This window comes from Amycolatopsis thailandensis (assembly GCF_042723255.1).
GTDB classification, from domain to species: domain Bacteria; phylum Actinomycetota; class Actinomycetes; order Mycobacteriales; family Pseudonocardiaceae; genus Amycolatopsis; species Amycolatopsis thailandensis.
Genome location: NZ_JBHXJK010000059.1, coordinates 34,171 through 51,999 on the forward strand (window position 1 = coordinate 34,171; position 17,829 = coordinate 51,999).

The 17,829-nt window shown below is 67.5% G+C and carries 12 protein-coding genes; 8 read left to right on the forward strand and 4 right to left on the reverse strand.

Features of this window, described 5'->3' with window-relative positions; genetic code table 11:
* Positions 1–42 precede the first annotated feature (42 nt).
* Complete coding sequence (locus ACFWMR_RS23490) at positions 43–942, reverse strand: alpha/beta hydrolase (RefSeq protein ID WP_378379906.1); 900 nt, start codon at positions 940–942, stop codon at positions 43–45.
* A gap of 96 nt (positions 943–1,038) precedes the next feature.
* On the opposite strand from ACFWMR_RS23490, the gene ACFWMR_RS23495 reads away from it, so the two are divergent.
* The 5 genes from ACFWMR_RS23495 (at position 1,039) to fxsT (ending at position 10,459) form a co-directional block, all read left to right on the forward strand.
* Complete coding sequence (locus tag ACFWMR_RS23495; RefSeq protein WP_378379907.1) at positions 1,039–2,073, forward strand: helix-turn-helix domain-containing protein; 1,035 nt, start codon at positions 1,039–1,041, stop codon at positions 2,071–2,073.
* A 173-nt stretch (positions 2,074–2,246) separates the two neighbouring features.
* Complete coding sequence (locus tag ACFWMR_RS23500; protein WP_191258139.1) at positions 2,247–2,963, forward strand: S1 family peptidase; 717 nt, start codon at positions 2,247–2,249, stop codon at positions 2,961–2,963.
* Between the two features lie 180 nt (positions 2,964–3,143).
* The gene (locus ACFWMR_RS23505; protein ID WP_378379908.1) at positions 3,144–4,949 is read left to right on the forward strand and encodes a VMAP-C domain-containing protein; all 1,806 of its coding nucleotides are present in this window, start codon (positions 3,144–3,146) and stop codon (positions 4,947–4,949) included.
* Between the two features lie 13 nt (positions 4,950–4,962).
* Positions 4,963–6,045, forward strand: a complete 1,083-nt coding sequence (locus tag ACFWMR_RS23510) for an AAA family ATPase (protein ID WP_378379909.1) — start codon at positions 4,963–4,965, stop codon at positions 6,043–6,045.
* A gap of 1 nt (position 6,046) precedes the next feature.
* On the forward strand, positions 6,047–10,459 hold the full coding sequence (gene fxsT / locus ACFWMR_RS23515) for an FxSxx-COOH system tetratricopeptide repeat protein (RefSeq protein WP_378379910.1): 4,413 nt from the start codon (positions 6,047–6,049) through the stop codon (positions 10,457–10,459).
* Position 10,460: 1 nt separating this feature from the next.
* Here the strand turns inward: fxsT and ACFWMR_RS23520 are convergent, their stop codons facing one another.
* The 3 genes from ACFWMR_RS23520 to ACFWMR_RS23530 all read right to left on the reverse strand — a co-directional run bounded on the left by ACFWMR_RS23520 (position 10,461) and on the right by ACFWMR_RS23530 (position 13,267).
* On the reverse strand, positions 10,461–12,188 hold the full coding sequence (locus ACFWMR_RS23520; RefSeq protein ID WP_378379911.1) for an aKG-HExxH-type peptide beta-hydroxylase: 1,728 nt from the start codon (positions 12,186–12,188) through the stop codon (positions 10,461–10,463).
* A gap of 89 nt (positions 12,189–12,277) precedes the next feature.
* Positions 12,278–12,475: a hypothetical protein gene (locus tag ACFWMR_RS23525; protein WP_378379912.1), complete on the reverse strand. Its 198-nt coding sequence runs from the start codon at positions 12,473–12,475 to the stop codon at positions 12,278–12,280.
* A 78-nt stretch (positions 12,476–12,553) separates the two neighbouring features.
* Positions 12,554–13,267 carry a Crp/Fnr family transcriptional regulator gene (locus ACFWMR_RS23530; RefSeq protein ID WP_378379913.1) on the reverse strand — a complete coding sequence of 238 codons (714 nt, stop codon included), beginning with the start codon at positions 13,265–13,267 and terminating at the stop codon, positions 12,554–12,556.
* A gap of 186 nt (positions 13,268–13,453) precedes the next feature.
* Here ACFWMR_RS23530 and ACFWMR_RS23535 point away from each other — a divergent pair, with 186 nt between their 5' ends.
* From ACFWMR_RS23535 to ACFWMR_RS23545, 3 genes are all read left to right on the forward strand, one after another.
* Positions 13,454–13,864 (forward strand): hypothetical protein, encoded by a 411-nt coding sequence (locus tag ACFWMR_RS23535; RefSeq protein ID WP_378379914.1) that lies wholly within the window; start codon positions 13,454–13,456, stop codon positions 13,862–13,864.
* A 486-nt stretch (positions 13,865–14,350) separates the two neighbouring features.
* Positions 14,351–16,882: a phosphocholine-specific phospholipase C gene (locus tag ACFWMR_RS23540; protein ID WP_378379915.1), complete on the forward strand. Its 2,532-nt coding sequence runs from the start codon at positions 14,351–14,353 to the stop codon at positions 16,880–16,882.
* A gap of 150 nt (positions 16,883–17,032) precedes the next feature.
* Complete coding sequence (locus ACFWMR_RS23545; protein ID WP_378379916.1) at positions 17,033–17,734, forward strand: DUF4232 domain-containing protein; 702 nt, start codon at positions 17,033–17,035, stop codon at positions 17,732–17,734.
* The last annotated feature ends 95 nt before the right edge of the window (positions 17,735–17,829 follow it).

The following is a 17,829-nucleotide window of genomic DNA, read 5'->3' on the forward strand; positions in this document are numbered from 1 at the left end:
CAGTGCATCGCCGTCCCACGACCGGGTCAACCCATTTGCGGGTCACCCGGCCAGCGCGCGGCGCAGGACACCGCCCAGTTCGTCGAGCTGACGGCGCGAGACCTCGGCGGAAAGGATCGCTTGCGAACCGTGGAAGGTGCCCGGCCACTGGTGCAGTTCGACGGAGACCCCCGCTCGCAGCATGCGCGCCGCGTAGTCGATGTTCTCGTCCCGATTGGGGCAGAACTCGGCGGCGGCCACGTACGCGGGCGGCAGACCGGAGAGATCGGTGGCGCGCGACGGAGCGGCGTAGGGCGAAGGGGCGGGCTTGCCGTCCAGGTAGTACCGCCACATCGCGGCGACCCTGTCACGGTTCATCCACGGCGTGTCGGTGAAGGTCCGCGCCGACCACGACTCCCGCCGGTCGTCGAGTCCCGGCTGGTTGAGCAGCTGGAAGCAGATCCGAGGCCCTCCTTCGTCGCGTGCCCGCAGCGCCGCCGCGGCCGCGAGACCACCACCCGCGCTGTGTCCGCCGATCGCGATCCGATCGGGGGAGACACCGAGTTCGGCCGCGTGGTCCGCCGTCCAGTTCAGCACCGCGTAGACGTCGTCGAGCGCCGCGGGAAACGGATTCTCGGGCGCCAGGCGGTACTCCACCGAGATCACCACCGCGCCGGAAGCTTCGGCGATCCGGGCCGCCCATGGATGTTCGGTGTCCAGATTCCCCATGACCCAGCCGCCGCCGTGCAGCCAGACGACGGCGCCCCGCGCCTCGTGCGGCCGGTAGACCCGGACCGGCACAGCGGGCTCCGCGGGCACCGTCCGGTCCTCGACCGTCATCGCCGAGATGTCCGGCCCCGGCACCGAAGTGGCCAGCTTCGCGAAGCTCGCGCGATCGGCGACCGGGTCGTCGAGTGTCACCGGAGGGAACAGGGCGACGAAGGCTTCCAGCTCGGGATCCATGACGGTCATCCTTCCAGCCGGTGGACCGGGGATCGTCCGCCATCCGTCGCGCGCGATCGTCCCTTCGCGCGACGATCGCCGCGTACGCTCGCGGACATGGAGGCACTGGCCGCACGGTTGTCGCATCTCGATCCCGACGTCGAGGGCGCGATCCGGGTCGTGATGTTCTACGACACCCTGATGCGCCGCCGCGTCGACCTCCCGGCGCTCGCCCGTGCCAGCGCGGGGCTGGCCGAATGCGTGGCGGGCATCCGGCTCCACAGCACGGGGCGCACCCTCCGCATGGCACCGGACGGACGCGAAGCCGCTCCGGCGGCCCTGCCCGCGTCCACCACGGTGGCGGTCACCCTCGACGACGAAGAGATCGGCACGGTCTGGCTGGAACGCCAGGGCGAGCCCGGCGCTCTCGACGACGCGGTGCTGGACCGGCTCGCGATCGCCGTGGCGACGGTCGTCGAACGCTACGGGCCCGCCCGCACCACCATGGCCGATCCGGCGCTGGTGGAACTCGTGATCAGCGCCGATGGTGACGACGCCGCCAGGAACAGGGCCCTGCGGCTGCTGGGTTTCCCCGTCGACGCGCCGATCCGCGTGGCCGCGGTCCGGTCGGGGGTCCCGCTCGAGAAGGTCGGGAGCCTGATCTGCCACGGGCGTCCCGTCAAGGCCGCGTCACTCGGCGACGTCGGCATCATCCTGGCCACCTCGGTGGATCCGGTCCGGTTCCCGGAAGGCGTCCGCGCGGGGATCGGCGCCGCCGGATGCCCGCGTCGGTCCTGGCAGGACGCCAGGACCGCCCTTCGCTTCACGACCGCCCGTCAGCCGGTGATCCGGTACGACGAACTCGGCGCGCTGGCGCTGCTCGCGCGGATCCCGGAGGAGGACACGCGCGCCAACGCCGACGTCGTCGCGATCACGAGTCTCGCGGCGGATCCCGAGGACCTGCGGACGCTGGACGCCTACTGCGCCACCGGTTCCGTGCGTCAGGCCGCCGATTCCCTGCACCTGCACCACAGCAGCGTCGCCCGGCGGCTCACCCAGATCGGGAAGAGCCTCGGCGTCGAAGTGACCGAACCCGCCGGCCTGACCCGCGCGCGGCTCGCCCTCGCCCTGTGGCGGCTGCTCGGCGAGTGACTACCTAATGATCTTCGACGCATACTCAAAAAACTCTTCCACGCGTCATGGAAATAAATAGGTAGCGCACGCGAACTTTCGTCGGTTTCCGGATTCCCTTGGCACGACACAGAATCAGCGCGTTGGTCCCCACTGACGCGGCCAGGACCCCGGCCGCAGAAATGAGTCGGAACATGCGACTGCGCTCCCTCGTCCTGCTGGCAGGCACCGCCTTCATGGCGTTGCTCGGCTCGACCGCCCCCGCCGCGACCGCCGCCGAGCCCTCGGGCGTGCAGCCGATGATCATCGGAGGCCAGAACGCGCAGAGCGGTCCCTGGGCGGCCCGGCTGTTCGTGAACGGCCAGCAGAACTGCACCGCGACGATCATCGCGCCGCAGTACATCCTCACCGCCAAGCACTGCGTCGCCAGCAGCGGCACCTACACCTTCCGGATCGGCAGCCTCGACCAGCAGAGCGGCGGCACCATGGCCACCGGGTCGACCATCACCCGTCACTCGGGCGCCGACCTGGCCATCGTCAAGCTGACCAGCTCGGTCAACGCCACCTACTCGCCGCTCGGCACCACGAGCAACGTCGCGGTCGGCCAGAACGTCCAGGTCTACGGCTGGGGCGCGACCAGCCAGTGCGGTTCGGAGATCAACTGCCAGTCCCGCTACCTGAAGGTCGCCACCGTCCGGGTCAACTCGGTCAACTGCAGCGACTACAACGGCGGCGTCGCGGTCTGCGCGAACCGCGTCGACGGCATCACCGCCGGTGGTGACTCGGGCGGCCCGATGTTCTCCGGTGGCCGCCAGGTCGGTGTCGCCTCGACCAGTGACCGGTCGAACAACACCGCCTACACCAACATCACCCGCTACCGCAGCTGGATCCAGCAGGTCGCCGGCGTCTGACCCCCGGTGAAAGCGGAGCCCTCCCCGGCGCGGTCGGGGAGGGCTCCGTGGTGGTCGGGGAATCACCGGCACGGAAATGTCCGGACTCATTTGTCAATTGATACTCAACTCCGGGCCGAGTGACGCGATAATGTTGCGTTCGGCGCCGGTGTCGGCGCTGTGGACCTTGGGAGGGGGCCAGTGGCGCTACCGACGCAGGCTCTCGACCGCACGATCGTCGTGGTGGACGTCGTGGGCTTCACCGCCCCGGACCGGAACTCGCTCGATCGGCTCGCCGTACGACAGGGCATGTACGAGGTATTGAAAACCGCTTTCGCCGAAAGCGGCGTCGATTTCGATTCCTGCGTATGTGACGACCGCGGTGACGGAGCACTGGTCCTCCTCCCGCCGGGAACGACGAAAAGCCTGGTCGCGGACAGATTGCCGGATCGCATGGTGGCCGCGCTCCGCCGGTACAACCACACGCGGACCCCGCAGGCGCGGATGCTGCTGCGGGTGAGTTTCAACTCCGGCGAGGTGCTGAACGACGGGAACGGATGGGTCGGCGACGCGGTCGACACCGCTTTCCGCATTCTGGACGCGCAAACGGTGAAGGACGCGTTCGCGGAATCCGGCCGCATGATCGCGTTCATCTCGTCGGAACGTTTCTTCACCGACGTCATCGAGAAGGACCCGGGCCTGGTACCCGAGTCGTACCACGCGTTACCGGTCACGGTGAAGAGTTTCACCGGAATGGCTTATTTACGATTACACGGAGAGGTCACCGCACCTGTCCCACAGCTGCCCGCGGTGATGGCCGCCGAGGACCTGTTCGTCGCCGACCTGAACAGCGCGGTGCTGGACTTGATCCCCCACAAGGATCTGGTCGGCCTGCACCACCATCTGACCCGGATGGAGGTCCCGCAGCTCGCCGTGATGATGAGCCGGGCACTCGGCCCCGCCGTCCCGTTGCCCCGGCTGGAGGGCGTCACCGACGCGTGGGGCGCTTTCCATCTGCTCACCGATTTCAACGCCGGACCGGACGGAATCCCGCCGGCGGTGACGTTCTTGCGCCTGCTCGGGGAGAACGTGGAAGGCGAACCGGGTGCCATGATCGCGCGCTGGATAGCCGATCAGGCCCGATCGCTGCGGCTCGTTCCCGCCCTCGGTGACCAGCAGAAGAACAGGCCACCACTCCCGGAACGCCCCCATCTCCATTTGATGATCATGCTCGAACCGATTTCCGGCGATCCGACGCGATGCACACTCGCGTTCTGGCGTCAGGACGATCCGGAGGTCTGGCCGCCGGCGCTCGGTGGAGTGCGTGAAATAGGCATCGAGGAAGTCGAGTTCCGGGTCGATGATGTCATCCTGGAGACCGAGGGGGTGTGGTCCGGTCAGAGCATGTCCGCGTCGGTGGAATTCCTGTTGCCGAGGACGTTGATCAATTTGCCCGTGCAGCGGTGGGCGAAGGAACATGGGACCGGGCAGCCTCAGCCGCTGCGCTACGGGTACCGTCTCGGAATACGGTCATTGGAGAGGATGCGGGCGAGGTATTGGCATCGCGCTTGGCACGTTCGCTGGGACTCGATGGTGGAGAACCCCGCCGCCGAACGGTTGCACTATTCCGGATGCGCGGAGTTCGAAGGTCACCCGATCGACGCCATTCTGAGCGACGAGCACTGGGTCGGGCTCGTCTTGGCGAAACCTCCGTCGCCGCGGGCGGATCCGGGTTCCGCACCGGACGAGTTGACAAGTGCCCTGCGCAGCGGCTTGCCGGTGGTGCTGTGGCATCCGGACGCCGAGCCGGAGAACCTGCGCGAGTTGCTCGACTGGGTATTGGCCGAGGAGCGCGGTTTTATCGAACTTCCGGATCGCCGCAAACTGGCGAATTCGGGTGCCGCCGTACCGTTCAAGAATTCTCTGGCTCACGATCTGGTGGTAATGTGGGACGACCCGAAACGGGTAATCGTTCTGGACCAGCCGTTGATCCCGACTCGACTGTAAGGGGATGCCGCGGATGAGCGGGAACGATCAGGACGCGACCGTGAACGGCCGGACGTCGCAGGTCGACGCACCCGATTGGTGGATATATCGGGGCACCGGAAGGCCTATTCACGACATCGACCTCGCGCAACTCCTGCCCGCGCCCCCGCCATGGCGTGCTTATCGCGGTGACCCGCCGCCGGAGAACGACGTGCCGCCGCCGGACGACGGGGAGGCGGAGCGCCGACTTGGCAGCGAGTTCACGTTTTCCGAGCAGGACGTCGACGCGGCGGAATTGAACATGGTCAACGCCGCCCTGTATCTGCGGCGGCCGTTGCTGGTCACGGGCAATCCGGGGACCGGGAAGTCCAGCCTCGCGTACCGCATCGCCAGGGAACTGGGGCTGGGCAGGGTGCTGCGCTGGGCGATCACCAGCCACACCACGCTGGACTCCGGTTTGTACGGCTACGACGCGATCGGCCGGGTCCAGGCCGCGGCCACGAGTCAGGCCCAGCTCGGTGGTGAGGCCGAGGAACCGCCGGTCGGTGATTTCGTCCGGCTCGGTCCGCTGGGCACCGCTTTCTTGCCCGTCAGGTTGCCGCGGGTGTTGTTGATCGACGAACTGGACAAATCCGAGGCTGATCTGCCCAACGATCTGCTGTCGATCTTCGAGGACGGCGAATTCTCGATCGAGGAGCTGGCCCGGGTGCGCAACCGGCATCCCGAGGTCACCGTGCACACCGCCGATCCGGAGCGCACCGCCGTCGTCCGTGACGGCCGGATCGGCTGTCACGCCTTTCCGATCGTCATCATGACCAGCAACGGGGAGCGGGAGTTCCCGCCGGCCTTCCTCCGCCGCTGCCTGCAATTGCGGATCGAGAACCCGGACGAGGACCAGCTCGCGGCGATCGTGGCCAGTCATCTGGTCGGCGAGCACGGCGAACACCGGGACGAGCTGATCCGCGAATTCGCCGAACGGAGCAAGGCGGAAGGCGGGCTCCCGACCGACCGGCTGCTCGACGCCGTCTATCTCGCGACGTCGGGCGCGTACCGGCCGGATCAGGAGGCCTGGCCGCGGCTGGTGGACGCACTGTGGCAACGACTGACGGTGCGGTGACATGGACGGGCCGGGCGGTGCCTCCGACTCGCGTTCCTCCCCGGTGGCGGAGCGGCCGAGGACCGGTTTTCCCCAGCGGGCCGGGAGACTCGAATTCGAGGACCTGAACTGGACCGACGTCGCGGACATGGTGTGGCTGGCGGCGGCCATCGCGCCGCGGCACGCGAGCGCCGAGCCCTCTTCCACCGAGGAGCCGCCGACCGAAGACGTGCGGATTCGCAATTCGCCCTCGGAGCGCGGGGAAATCCCCGAACCGCCCAGGTCGCGGCAGTCCACGTTGTGGGACGAGACAACGCCGGGCGCGTCGTCACCGGATCAGGGGGACGCCGGGGTCGTCGAGATCGAGGCCGTCCACGGTGAGCTGCCCGAACCCGCGGTGGACGGCACGGGGCAGGGCGGCGCCGTCCTCTTGGAGTCACTGGCCTACTTTCGCGCGCTGAGAACCTTGAAACGGGAAAGGGTCTCGCTGCGACACAACAATGTGGTCCTGGACGAAGTGGCGACCGCCGTCCGGGCCGCGGAGACCGGTCGGTGGTGGCCTGTCACCCGAACGAGGAAAGAGCGCTGGCTGGACCTGACGCTCGTCCTCGACAACGGTCCGTCGATGGCTTTGTGGCGACCCCGGGTGTCGGCTTTTGTCGAATTACTGCGGCAAGTGGGTGCATTCCGCACCATTCAGGTCCGCCTGTTGGAAACCGCGAAGGACAACGACCAGGAGGATCTCGTTCTTCGCGGTGGCACGTCCGGCGCGCCCGCCCGCGACCCGGACGAGATCATGGATTCGTCGGGGCGGCGGGTGGTATTACTGCTGACAGACGGTGTCGGGGACGCCTGGCAAAAGAAAGACGCGCTGTATCCGATGCTGGCGCGATGGGGCAGGAAGATGCCGGTCAGCATCGTGCACCTGCTCCCGGAATGGCTGTGGGGCCGGTGCGGCATGAACCCGCACAAGGCCCGGTTGCGGGTGCCGAACGTGTTGGCTCCCAACGGTCGGTGGGTGTGCGACCTCGCGGACGCCTGGCTCGAACCCGGCGCGGAAGTGCCCGGTCACGTCGTTCCGGTGCCGGTGCTCGAACTGCGGCCGCAGGCCCTGGGCTGGTGGGCCGGGCTGATGACCGGCGAAAACGACGCCGCCGCCGAAGGAACGGTGGTGCTCACCACGGAACGGATTTCCCAGTCCGATTCCGATGACCCGCCGGTAACTTTGTCACCAGTCGAAAGAGTGCACAGATTCCGCAGTGTCGCGTCGCCGCCGGCGCTACGCTTGGCGCAGTTACTCGCGGCGGTGCCTGTCCGTCTCGATGTGGCTAAACTGGTGGGACAGCGGTTCGTGCCGGAAGCGAGACTTGAGCACCTCCTCGAACTTCTCCTTTCGGGGATCATGTACGCTCCCGGACTCAGGGAGGGGAAGTCCACTTGGGACACAGGTGGGGTCTTTGCTTTTCCCGAGGCAGTCCGAGAATTGCTGCTCAGTGGCGCGCGGCGGTCGGAAACGGCCAAGGTCGTCCGGGTGGCCGCCACCCATTTCGGTGGCCGGATTCCGCTGCTCGGTCACCTCCGAGACGCCATCGCCGACCCGAACAACACGCCGGATCCGGAGCTCACCGTCGAGTCCTCGGCCGATGTGGAACTGGAAAGTGTGCTGATGCGCGCGCTTTCCGGCCCGTACCTGTCCCGGGCTGACCGTCTGCGGAACGCGGTGCAATACGAGGGCCACGTCGTATCCGTTCCTGTAACGATCAAGACACCCACTAAGACTGTGAGCCCAGACATGCCCGAAACGGTCGAACGTCCACCTGCTTTGACGTCGGCGACGCAGGGGCGCTCGTCCTATCTCGGTGAACCCGAATCGAACGAGCCGACGACCAGGATCGTCCATCCCGGCGCCTCGGAAACGACTCGGACCTTCCCGGACCGCCAGCCTGACGATCCGCCCCTGGTATTCGGGAACGTCCCGCCCCGCAACCCGAACTTCACCGGTCGTGACGAGCTGCTCGATCAGCTCACCAAGCGGTTGAGCAGCGGTACCACCGCGGTGCTCCCCTCGGCGTTGCACGGTCTCGGCGGTATCGGCAAGACCCAGATGGCCGCCGAGTACATCTATCGGCACCTTCAGGATTACGACCTCGTCTGGTGGATCGACGCCGCGCACACCACACAGATCCGTGCCGGCCTCACCGAACTCGCCGGGCTCCTCGGACTGCAAGGCGCGTCCGAGGCGAACATCGCCGTTCCCGCGGTGATCGAGGCGCTCCGGACCGGACGGCCGTTCCGTCGCTGGCTGCTGGTGTTCGACGCCGCGGAGAGCCCGGAAAGTGTGCTGCCGTTCTTCCCGCGCAACGGTCCGGGCGAAATCCTGATCACCTCACGGAACTCCGACTGGGCCGGCATCGCGCGACCACTGGAGCTGGCGGTCTTCAAACGCGAGGAAAGCGTCGAGTTGCTCGGCCGTCGCGGCCCGGAGATCGATCCGGCCGACGCCGACCAGCTCGCCGAAAAACTCGGCGACCTCCCCTTGGCCGTCGAACAGGCGGCGGCCTGGCGTGCGGTGACCGGGATGCCGGTGCAGGAATACCTGCGGCTGTTCGACGAGTCGGTCGAGGAAATCCTCGACACCGCCTCGGCGCCCGACAACGAGGTTTCCGTCGCCGCGGCGTGGAACGTGTCGTTCGAGGAACTGAAGACCCGTAACCCGGCGGCGCATCAGATCCTGCACATCTGTGCTTTCTTCTCGCCCGAACCGATCTCGCGTGACCTGCTCACCGGGGTCAGCCGAGTGTCGATCTCCCCGGAGCTCGACGCCGCGCTGCGCGATCCGATCAAACTGGCCCGCGCCATCCGTGACATCAACCGGTACGGCCTCGCGAAGATCGACCACGGCAACAACACCCTCCAGCTGCACCGTCTGGTCCAGCTGGTGCTGCGCAACCGGGTCATGGCCCGTCAGGTACACGCGCGGATGCAGCACGGTGCCCACCAGTTGCTCGCCGCGCTGGACCCGAACGACCCCGAGTCCAGCAGGCACTGGTCGCGTTATCGCGAGTTGCTGCCGCACGCCTACGCGGCGAACGTGCTCAATTGCGACGACGACTGGCCGCGTCAGCTCCACATCAACCTGATGCGGTACCTGTTCGAGTACGGCGACCATGAAGAGGCGGCCCGGCTCGGTCTCGAAGCGCGGCAGCGGCTCACCGACAGCCTTGGCCCCACCCATCCCCAGACGCTGGAAGTCTCGTCGAGACTGGGGCTTTACCTGTGGGCGATCGGCCGGTACTCCGAGGCCGCGGAACTCAATCAGCGCACCCTCGCGTTGCGTCTTCAGGTGTCCGGCGAAGAGAACGAAGAGACTTTCGCACTTCAGCGGAACATCACGATCGACCTCCGGGCACAGGGCGACTTCGCGGCGGCGACCAAACTGAGCGAAGAGATCTACCACAAGTCCAAGCGCATGTTCGGCGAGGATGACCCGGAGACGCTGAACGCCGCGTACCAGCACGCGATCAGTCTCCGGCTTGCGGGTGCCTACCGGGAGGCCGCGGAACTGGACCAGGACACCCTCCGCCGTCGGATCGAAGTCCTCGGCCGCGACCACGTCCGCACCTTCGGTGTCAACAGCTCCCTGATCGTCGACCTGCGCGAGGCGGGGGATTACGGCCAGGCCCGGGTTCAGCAGGAAAGGCTCACCGAGAACTTCTACGCCCGCTTCGGTGCGGATCAATCGGACGCGACGACCAACGCGTTCCTGCTTTCGGTGGCGAGGCGGAAGGACGGCGATCACCCGGGCGCTCTCAGCCTGTCCACGGAAGCACTCAGGAGGTTCCGGCTCTTCTACGGTGACGACCACTCCGTCACCATGGGCTGTGCTCTCGCCCATTCGATCGATCTTCGTCACTCGGGCGATCTGGCGGCGGCCAAAAAGCTGGGAGAAGAAGTCTTCGAACGGTACCGGCGTGGCCTCGGTGAACACCATCCGCACGCCCTCGCCGCCAATGCCGACCTCGCGGTGACGATGCGACTCATGGGCGACCCGGGGTCCTCTCGTGAACTCGACGAGCGCGCTCTCGAGCAGTTCCGTGCCACCATCGGCCCGGACCATCCCTACGCCGTCATCGTCACGATCAATCTGGCGAGTGACCTGTCGGCCTTGGGCGAATTCGAGAGGGCGATCGAACTGGGACGGGACGCGGTCGAACGCGGGAAGCAGGCGTTGGGGGAGGATCACCCCACGGTGCTGGCGGCGACGTTCAACCTCGGACTGGATCTGGCGGCTCTCGGCCGGGACGAGGAAGCGGCACCGTTCCGCGACCCGATCCTGGTGAAGTATCGCCAGGTCCTCGGCGAAGCTCACCCGGGAACCCAGGCGGCGGGCCGCGGTGCCCGTGCCGACTGCGACATCGACCCGATGCTGATGTAGCTCAGCCCGGGACGAGCTGGCCGATCCAAGCGGCGATCTGCTCCACGGTCGGCGATCGTGGAGCGGATCGCACAAGCCGGTGCACCGCGCGGACGAGTTCGGGGCAGTGCAGCAAGGCGCGGGCGGCGGGGTGAGGGCCCCGCGCGGACAGCGAAAGCCCCAGCCCGACGAGAGAGTTCGGACGGTCGGGATCCGTGGCGAGTTCCTGTCGATAGCCCTCGATGGCTTCGAGGAAATCGCCTGCCGTGTAAGCGGAATCAGCGGCGGTGGCGCCGGGTACCGTCGGCGCCCGCCCGTCGGAGGCCGGTGGCGCGCCGCCGACGGACAGCCGGATCAGATCGGTCCTCGCGTGGGACCAGCTTCCGTCCGGCACGGGGGTCGGCGAGAGTTCCGCGGTGTCGCGGAGTACAGGCGGCCTTTGTCGCCCGTCCAGCCAGGCTTCGGCCAGTTCGGCGACCACGGACGGATCCGGCCGCAGATGGCGGGCCCGCCAGCCCGCGAGGTGATCCAGCCCCGCGGCGGCGGCCAGTTCGCCCGCCTCCTTCGGTACGGGCTCGGACTGCCAGGGGCCGAGGCGTTCGGCGATGTCGTCGAGGAATCGCTGTCCAGCAGCGGTCAGGGTCGCGTCCTCGCGCAGGACGCGCAAGGTCCGCCAAGTCTGCTCGCGCCAGAAGGCGAATTCGAAGCCGGAGCGTCGTGGGCATCGCTCGGCCTGTAGCAGCGCACGCCAGAACGCGGTCACCCCGAAAAAGGCGTAAACCCCTTGCAGAGCACCGCTCAGGGGCCGCGGATCATCCCGCCAAGAGACGTAGATCCGTTCCCGGGGGTCCGGCTCGTATAGTTCGACGAGGTGCAGCAGCCCGCCGAGCACGATGTGCTGGAATTCGTGGATCAGGCTCTCGGCGAGGGAAGCGCCGTCGGCGGGCAGGCCGATCACCGCGCTGCCGAACGCCTCCCCGGTCGACGCGCTCGGATTCCGGAAGAGCACCTGAGGTTTCGGCACCAGGGAAGCCAATCCCACTGGCATGATGCGTGCCAGGCCGGGCAGGTGGGCGGCGATCAGGCGGCAGGCCTCGTCGATCAGCCGTTGCCAATCCGCCAGATCCTTGCCCGGCAATCGTTCCGGCGGGACCGGCTCGTAGAGTCCGCGGTAGGGATCGAGATCGTCCAGCCACAACGAGAACCGGTGTGCGCCGACCTGGCTCCGCACTCGCCGGATTCCCCGCCAGCCCGGGGCGTCGGAGTCGGGCGCGTCCGGCAAACGGACCGTCGTTCGGTCGTCCGACGCGGAGTACCGGCCGTTCATACCTCGCACGATGACCGAGGAAAACGTCGGGCTGCCGGGGAATCCGGCCATGCCGAGGGAAGGGAGCATGGCGTTGCCGTGCCAGGCCGGGATGGTGGTCTCGAAGTCGAGCTCCGCCCGGATCGCCGCCGCGGCCGCTATCGCGTGCGCGTGCCCGAGATGCATCCACAAAGGACTGACGCCGTCGATTCCGTTGCGGATCAAGCGAGTCGTGTAGCCCGCCCAGCTGCCGGTGTAGGGATTGGTGAGCAACCGGTTCACGGCCCGGGGTGCTCGCGCTTCCGCACGTGCGAGAAGTTCCCACGCGGAATCCAGTGGCGGCAGGGGACCCGAGTGATCCGGGGTCTTCGCCGCCTCGGTCAGCAACGTGTGGATCAGCAGTTTGCGGCGGCTTCGCTCGGCTCGGCGCAGCCGACGAACCATGTCCTCTTCGCCTTCAAAACGTGCCAGTGCGTCGAAGTCCCGCCACGACAAGCGGTGGAACGTGGGGTGGGACCCGGCCGGTGGCGGCATCAGTCGATGCGCTCTCCGGCCCCGTTGGATCCGCTTCTGTAGCGGGCGCGGACGTGGGTGGTGCGTTCCACGACGTGGTGCGCCGATCGGCGGAACGCTTCACCGTCCAGCTCTCGTAACGCGGTGAACGAGACATCGTCGAGATCGATCAACGCCGATTCGATGTCCGGTTCCGTGCTTGCCGAGAAAGAACTCATCGTGCCGATTCCCTCCACCCCGTGAAACGGTTGCGAGAGTTGAACCTCGACCAAGGATAGCCGAGATTTCGGGTTCGATCAGGCCTTGTCTTCCGGTGGGGGACGTCCGGCGGCCAATTCCCGCAGTGCGCGAGGACGGGTGATGGTGACGCGCTGACGTGCGGTGCGTACCACCCCCAGGCGCCGGAGCTCTTCGAGACCGCGGATGAGGGTGCTGCGCGAGACCCGGGCGAAACCGGCCAATTCCCCTTGATTGAAACGGAGATCGACTTGTTTCGCGTCCGTCCAGTCGAGGGCGTGCTGCAGGGCCAGCTCGACGAGCACCGCGGCGAGGCGTTGCGGGAAATCCGGCCCGCCGGACTCGAGGCGCAACCTGTCGGACTGTTGCAGCCGGATCGCGGCGGTACGGAAGATCTCCTCGGCGATCCGAGGCCGGTCGCGCAGCACACCGAGGAATTTCTCCTTGGGTACGACGAGGGTGTGCACTTCGTCGATCGCGGACATCGTGGCGGAGCGGGGGAGCCCGCTGATCGGGGCCAGTTCGCCCACGATTTCCGCGGGGCCGCGTGCGGCGAGCGGGGCGTCCTCCCCGCGATAGTTGGTGGCGCTGATCTTCACCCAGCCCCGCAGGACGACGAACATGCTGGTGGGCGGACTGCCCTGGAGGGCGAGGATCTGGCCCGGTCGCCACACCTTCACATGTCCCGCGCTCCGGAGAACGGACTGTTCCGCGGGGGTCAGCCGGCGCCAGGCTCCGAGGCTCGTGTGCTCACCCGAGGCGGAACCGGTCATCCTGGCCCTCCGGTCCCCCGGGGGTCTTTTCGACGCTGTGTTCCATTTGACGCATCAGCCACTCCCCCGACTCGTCAGCATGGTCAGTGGGCAGAACGACCCGGAAAGTTTCGAACCGCAACCAGTAATTGTGCCAGGCAAGAGGTGACTTCACCAGGCCTCGGGCCGGCGACGGGGGAGGGTGTCATGCGCAGTGCCGAAAGTGTCATGGGACGGCCGAGGGACCATCGCCACTCGCCCGCCGAGGAGAATCCCCGCACGCCCAAGGCGTTCGGGCGAAGACCGGCTTCCTTCGCGCCGCACCCGCCGCTGGTGTCGGGCGGGTGGTATCAGGGTGCCGATCACGAGGTCCTCGGTCCGGGGCGGTATCCGGTTCCCCGTCCGCCGGCCAAATCAATGAAGACGGCGTTGTTGTGGGTGCTCTTTTCGGGTCCCTTGGGGCTTTTCTACGTGTCGCCTGTCGGCGGGCTGATCGCGACGGCGGTCTCGGTCACGGTGATCACCCTCGGGGGCGCCTCCTTGGCGGTCGTGATCTGGCCGATCGTCATGGTGCTCTCGCTGGCCGTTTCGTCCGGGAGGTCCGAAAACGGGGAGTGAGTGACGTCCGGCCGGTCCGGGCCGGGTGAACCGGGTGGGGGACGCTCAAGGGGGGCGGCCCCCACCTCGGCTTTCCGTGGGTGCATTGTTCCGTGAAGGCCTCCTTGAGGGACTCTGGGTCCCTCAAGGAGGCCTTCACTTTGTTTACCTACGTCTGAACTGCGCGTAGGAGGCGGTTCGCTCTGGCGCGGGATCGACGGTGGAGGATTTGGGACGTTGAACGTCCCGAATCCTCCACCGTCGCGCGAGCCGCCGTGGTCTCGGACCGAGACGCCCGAAATACACCTCCCTCAAGGAGGCCTTCACGGACTTGCGCGGGGGCGTGGCGACCATCCGAAAGTCGCGACCTGTTGCTCCGATCATGCAGCCCGGCGGCGGAACCCTTGAACCGAACAGGCAGCTATGTTTCGATCTGCTCGCAGATCGCATCAAAGGTGCAGTTTCGAACACATTTGAGCGGGTTCAATGCAATTTCTGGAGGGCTCCGTGCGCCGTCGTACCCTGCTGAAGGCCGCTGGCGCGGCCACCGCCTTCACCTTGCTCCCGGAGAGTGTGCGGCAGGCGCTCGCCGCCGAAGCACCGACGGGCGGACTCGACGTCATCGAGCACGTCGTGGTCTTCATGCAGGAGAACCGGTCGTTCGACCACTATCTCGGCACACTGCGCGGCGTACGCGGCTTCAATGATCCGGCCGCGATCAAGCTGCCTTCGGGCGCGTCGGTCTTCCAGCAGCCCGACGGCGCGGGCACTCTGCTTCCCTACGCGATCGACGACCAGTTCATGGCCGACGTCGACCACAGCTGGTCGGGCGGGCACCGGGCGTGGAACAAGGGCCGTCACGACGCGTGGCGCGCGGCCAAGGGCGTCCGCGCGCTGACCTATCACACGCGTTCGGCCCTGCGGTTCTATCACGAGCTTGCCGACGCGTTCACCGTCTGCGACGCCTACCACTGCTCGGAAATGGGGCCCACCAACCCGAACCGCATGTACCTGTTCACCGGCAAACTCGGCTTCGAGCCGGACGGCACGACCCGCGCCATCGGCAACGCCGCCTGGCAGAACCCGGGCCACACCGGCTACACCTGGAAGACCTATGCCGAGCGCCTCCAGGCCGCGGGCCGCAGCTGGCGGGTCTATCAGGAATGGGACAATTACGGCGACAATTCGCTGGACTATTTCAGCAGCTTCCTCGCTGTGGGCACCAAGGCGCTGTCGAAAGTGAAGGACTCCGCGGGCAAGGCCTTCCCGAAGCTGGAGTACTTCTACTACGCCTTGGATTCGGCTTCGGCCGCCGAACGCACCCGGCTGCTCGACGGGCTGGCGGCGGGTGTGGCGACCTTGACCGCCGCCGAGCGTGCGCTGTACGACCGCGGTCTGGCCCGGGTCGCGCCGAAGCAGTTGCTGAATGCCTTCAAAGCCGATGTCGACGCGGGCAAACTGCCGTCGGTGTCCTGGATCGTCGCGCCCGAATCGCAGACCGAGCATCCCGCGTGGGGACCCAACACCGGCGCCGACCTGGTCAAGTCGATCCTCGACACGATCGCTTCGAAGCCAGGGGTCTGGGACAAGACCTTGTTCCTGCTGACCTACGACGAGGACGGCGGTTTCTTCGACCACATGCCGCCGCCGGCGCCGCCCGTTTCCGACGACGAAGGCAAGAGCTCCGTCGCCACGACCGACGAATTCGTCTCCGGCGAGCCGATCGGGCTGGGCGTGCGGGTACCGATGTTCGTCATCTCGCCGTGGAGTCGCGGCGGCAAGGTGTGCTCGGAGGTCTTCGACCACACCTCCGTGCTGCGGTTCCTGGAACGCTGGAGCGGCGTCGCCGAACCGAACATCTCGCCGTGGCGGCGCACGGTCTGCGGCGATCTGACGTCGGCGCTGGACACCACGGCGCCGAGTGCCACCTATCCGGCGCTGACCAAACCGGTGCCGACGAGCGGGCCGTGGAACACCCAGCCGCAGCCGCCTTCCGTGCAGAAGCCGCCGGTGTCGGAGAGCGGGGTCCGGACGGCGCGGCCGTTGCCCTATCAGGTGACGGCGTCGGGACGGGTGACGGCGGAGCGGTTCTGGATCGACTTCGCCAACACCGGATCCGCCGGCGCGCACTTCTACGTCTACGCCAACGCGCACCGAACGGACGGGCCCTGGCGCTACACCGTCGGCGCCGGGGCCACGCTCTCGGACTACTGGCAGGTGGGTTCCCCGGACGGCGCGTACGACCTCACCACGCACGGTCCCAACGGTTTCCTGCGCCGGTTCGCGGGCAACCGGATCACCGCGACCACCGGGGGCAAGCCGAATCCGGAAGTCGTGCTGCGACCGGGTTCCGGTGTCGTGTACCTGAAGATGACCAACGCCGGCGCCGCTTGCGAGCTGACCGTGCGCACCGGCAACCGGGGCGGCGGACCGTGGACGTACTCGGTCGCCTCCGGTGCGACGGTCGAAGACTGGTTCAGCATCGAAGGCGGCATGGGTGGCTGGTACGACCTGACCGTTCAGGGGCCGGACGGTTTCCTTCGCCGCTTCGCGGGCCACGTCGAGACGGGCGCCGAGACCATCAGCGACCCGGTCATGGGCTCCGGGCCGCTCGCGGCCACCGTCCGCTCGGCCGACAGTCAGGAGACCTCGGGGGAGCCGGGCGCGGCCACGAACGCCGTCGACGGCAACCCTGCCACCCATTGGCACACCAAGTGGTCCGGCGGGGAAGACCCGCTGCCCCATGAACTCCAGCTAGATCTGGGCGCCGCCCGCACCGTCACCGGCCTGGACTACCTACCGCGGCAGGACGGTTCCGACCATGGTCGTGTCGGTGGTTACGAGGTTTACCTGAGCATCGACGGTTCGGCCTGGGGGAGTCCCGTCGCGGCGGGCGTTTTCCCCGACGACGCCGCACGGAAGACACTCCGGTTCTGGCCCGCCCGAGCTCGTTATGTGCGTTTCCGTGCCCTCACCGAGGCGGGCGGGCGCGGCCCGTGGACGTCGGCGGCGGAGGTCACCGCGCTCGGCTGGGCGTGACCGAAGGGGCAGATTCCGCTGCCCTAAAGGGAAAGATGTGTCGCGGTCGCCGGGGTTGCTTTTGTGAGAGCAGTGTCATCGTGACGCATCTTTCCGGCCCCGTTGGGCATCCTGCTTGGTGAATGATTCACAGCGAGCGGGGAGAACACGATGAGCCACCGATCCATTCGAACGAACGTCGCGCAGGTCGCCAAGGTGATCGCGGCCTGCGCGGGTGTGCTCGCCGTCGTCGCGTGCAACAACTCCGGTACTCCTTCGGCCGCGCCGCAGTCTTCCGCGGCGGCGGGCGGCGGCGGGGTGGAGACGTCCGCCGCGCCGACCGCCACCTCCGCGGCTTCCGTCACTCCCGCCCCGCAGGGCAAGGAAACGGGAGCGGCGAAACCGCCTGCCGCCGGGAAACCTGCCGGGTCGGGTGACAATCCTCGTTGTGCCACAAAGGATCTGACGCTCGCTCTCGGCTCGCCGAAGCCGTCCCCGAACTCGCCGACGCAGCTCGACGTGCCGCTGACCTACAAGAACACGTCGTCCCGGACGTGCGCGCTGTACGGCGTGCCCGGCGCCGACCTGAACGGTCCCGCTGACCCGAACGGCCCGGTGTACCACCTGACCCGGGTCGACAACGGGGTGAAGTACAACGACGTTCCGGCCGGTTCCACCGCGACCGCGACCATCACCGTCCTGAAGCCCGCGGCGGGCGAGTCCACGTGGACGCCGACGCGGGTGACGACCATCCCGCCGGGCCAGACCCAGGCGCTCACCGCGAACTGGCCGTCGGACCTTCCCGTGCTGCGCCAGGACGCGGCCACGCACCCCGGGACCTACATCAACGGCATCCTTTCCGACCCCGCCTGACTCTTGGCGGTGGTATCGAGTCTTGCGAGAGACAAGCGTTGGGGGAGCCACAAAGAACAACAAAACCCTTTTGTTAATTTGTTTATTAAACCCAT

Bases quoted from the DNA above. Each gene is read 5' to 3' on its own strand.
- ACFWMR_RS23520 (WP_378379911.1), bottom strand. From the start codon at position 12,188: ATGGTTCGTCGGCTGCGCCGAGCCGAGCGAAGCCGCCGCAAACTGCTG.
- ACFWMR_RS23545 (WP_378379916.1), top strand. From the start codon at position 17,033: ATGAGCCACCGATCCATTCGAACGAACGTCGCGCAGGTCGCCAAGGTG.
- ACFWMR_RS23535 (WP_378379914.1), top strand. From the start codon at position 13,454: ATGCGCAGTGCCGAAAGTGTCATGGGACGGCCGAGGGACCATCGCCAC.
- ACFWMR_RS23495 (WP_378379907.1), top strand. From the start codon at position 1,039: ATGGAGGCACTGGCCGCACGGTTGTCGCATCTCGATCCCGACGTCGAG.
- ACFWMR_RS23525 (WP_378379912.1), bottom strand. From the start codon at position 12,475: ATGAGTTCTTTCTCGGCAAGCACGGAACCGGACATCGAATCGGCGTTG.
- ACFWMR_RS23510 (WP_378379909.1), top strand. From the start codon at position 4,963: ATGAGCGGGAACGATCAGGACGCGACCGTGAACGGCCGGACGTCGCAG.
- ACFWMR_RS23500 (WP_191258139.1), top strand. From the start codon at position 2,247: ATGCGACTGCGCTCCCTCGTCCTGCTGGCAGGCACCGCCTTCATGGCG.
- fxsT (WP_378379910.1), top strand. From the start codon at position 6,047: ATGGACGGGCCGGGCGGTGCCTCCGACTCGCGTTCCTCCCCGGTGGCG.
- ACFWMR_RS23490 (WP_378379906.1), bottom strand. From the start codon at position 942: ATGGATCCCGAGCTGGAAGCCTTCGTCGCCCTGTTCCCTCCGGTGACA.
- ACFWMR_RS23530 (WP_378379913.1), bottom strand. From the start codon at position 13,267: ATGACCGGTTCCGCCTCGGGTGAGCACACGAGCCTCGGAGCCTGGCGC.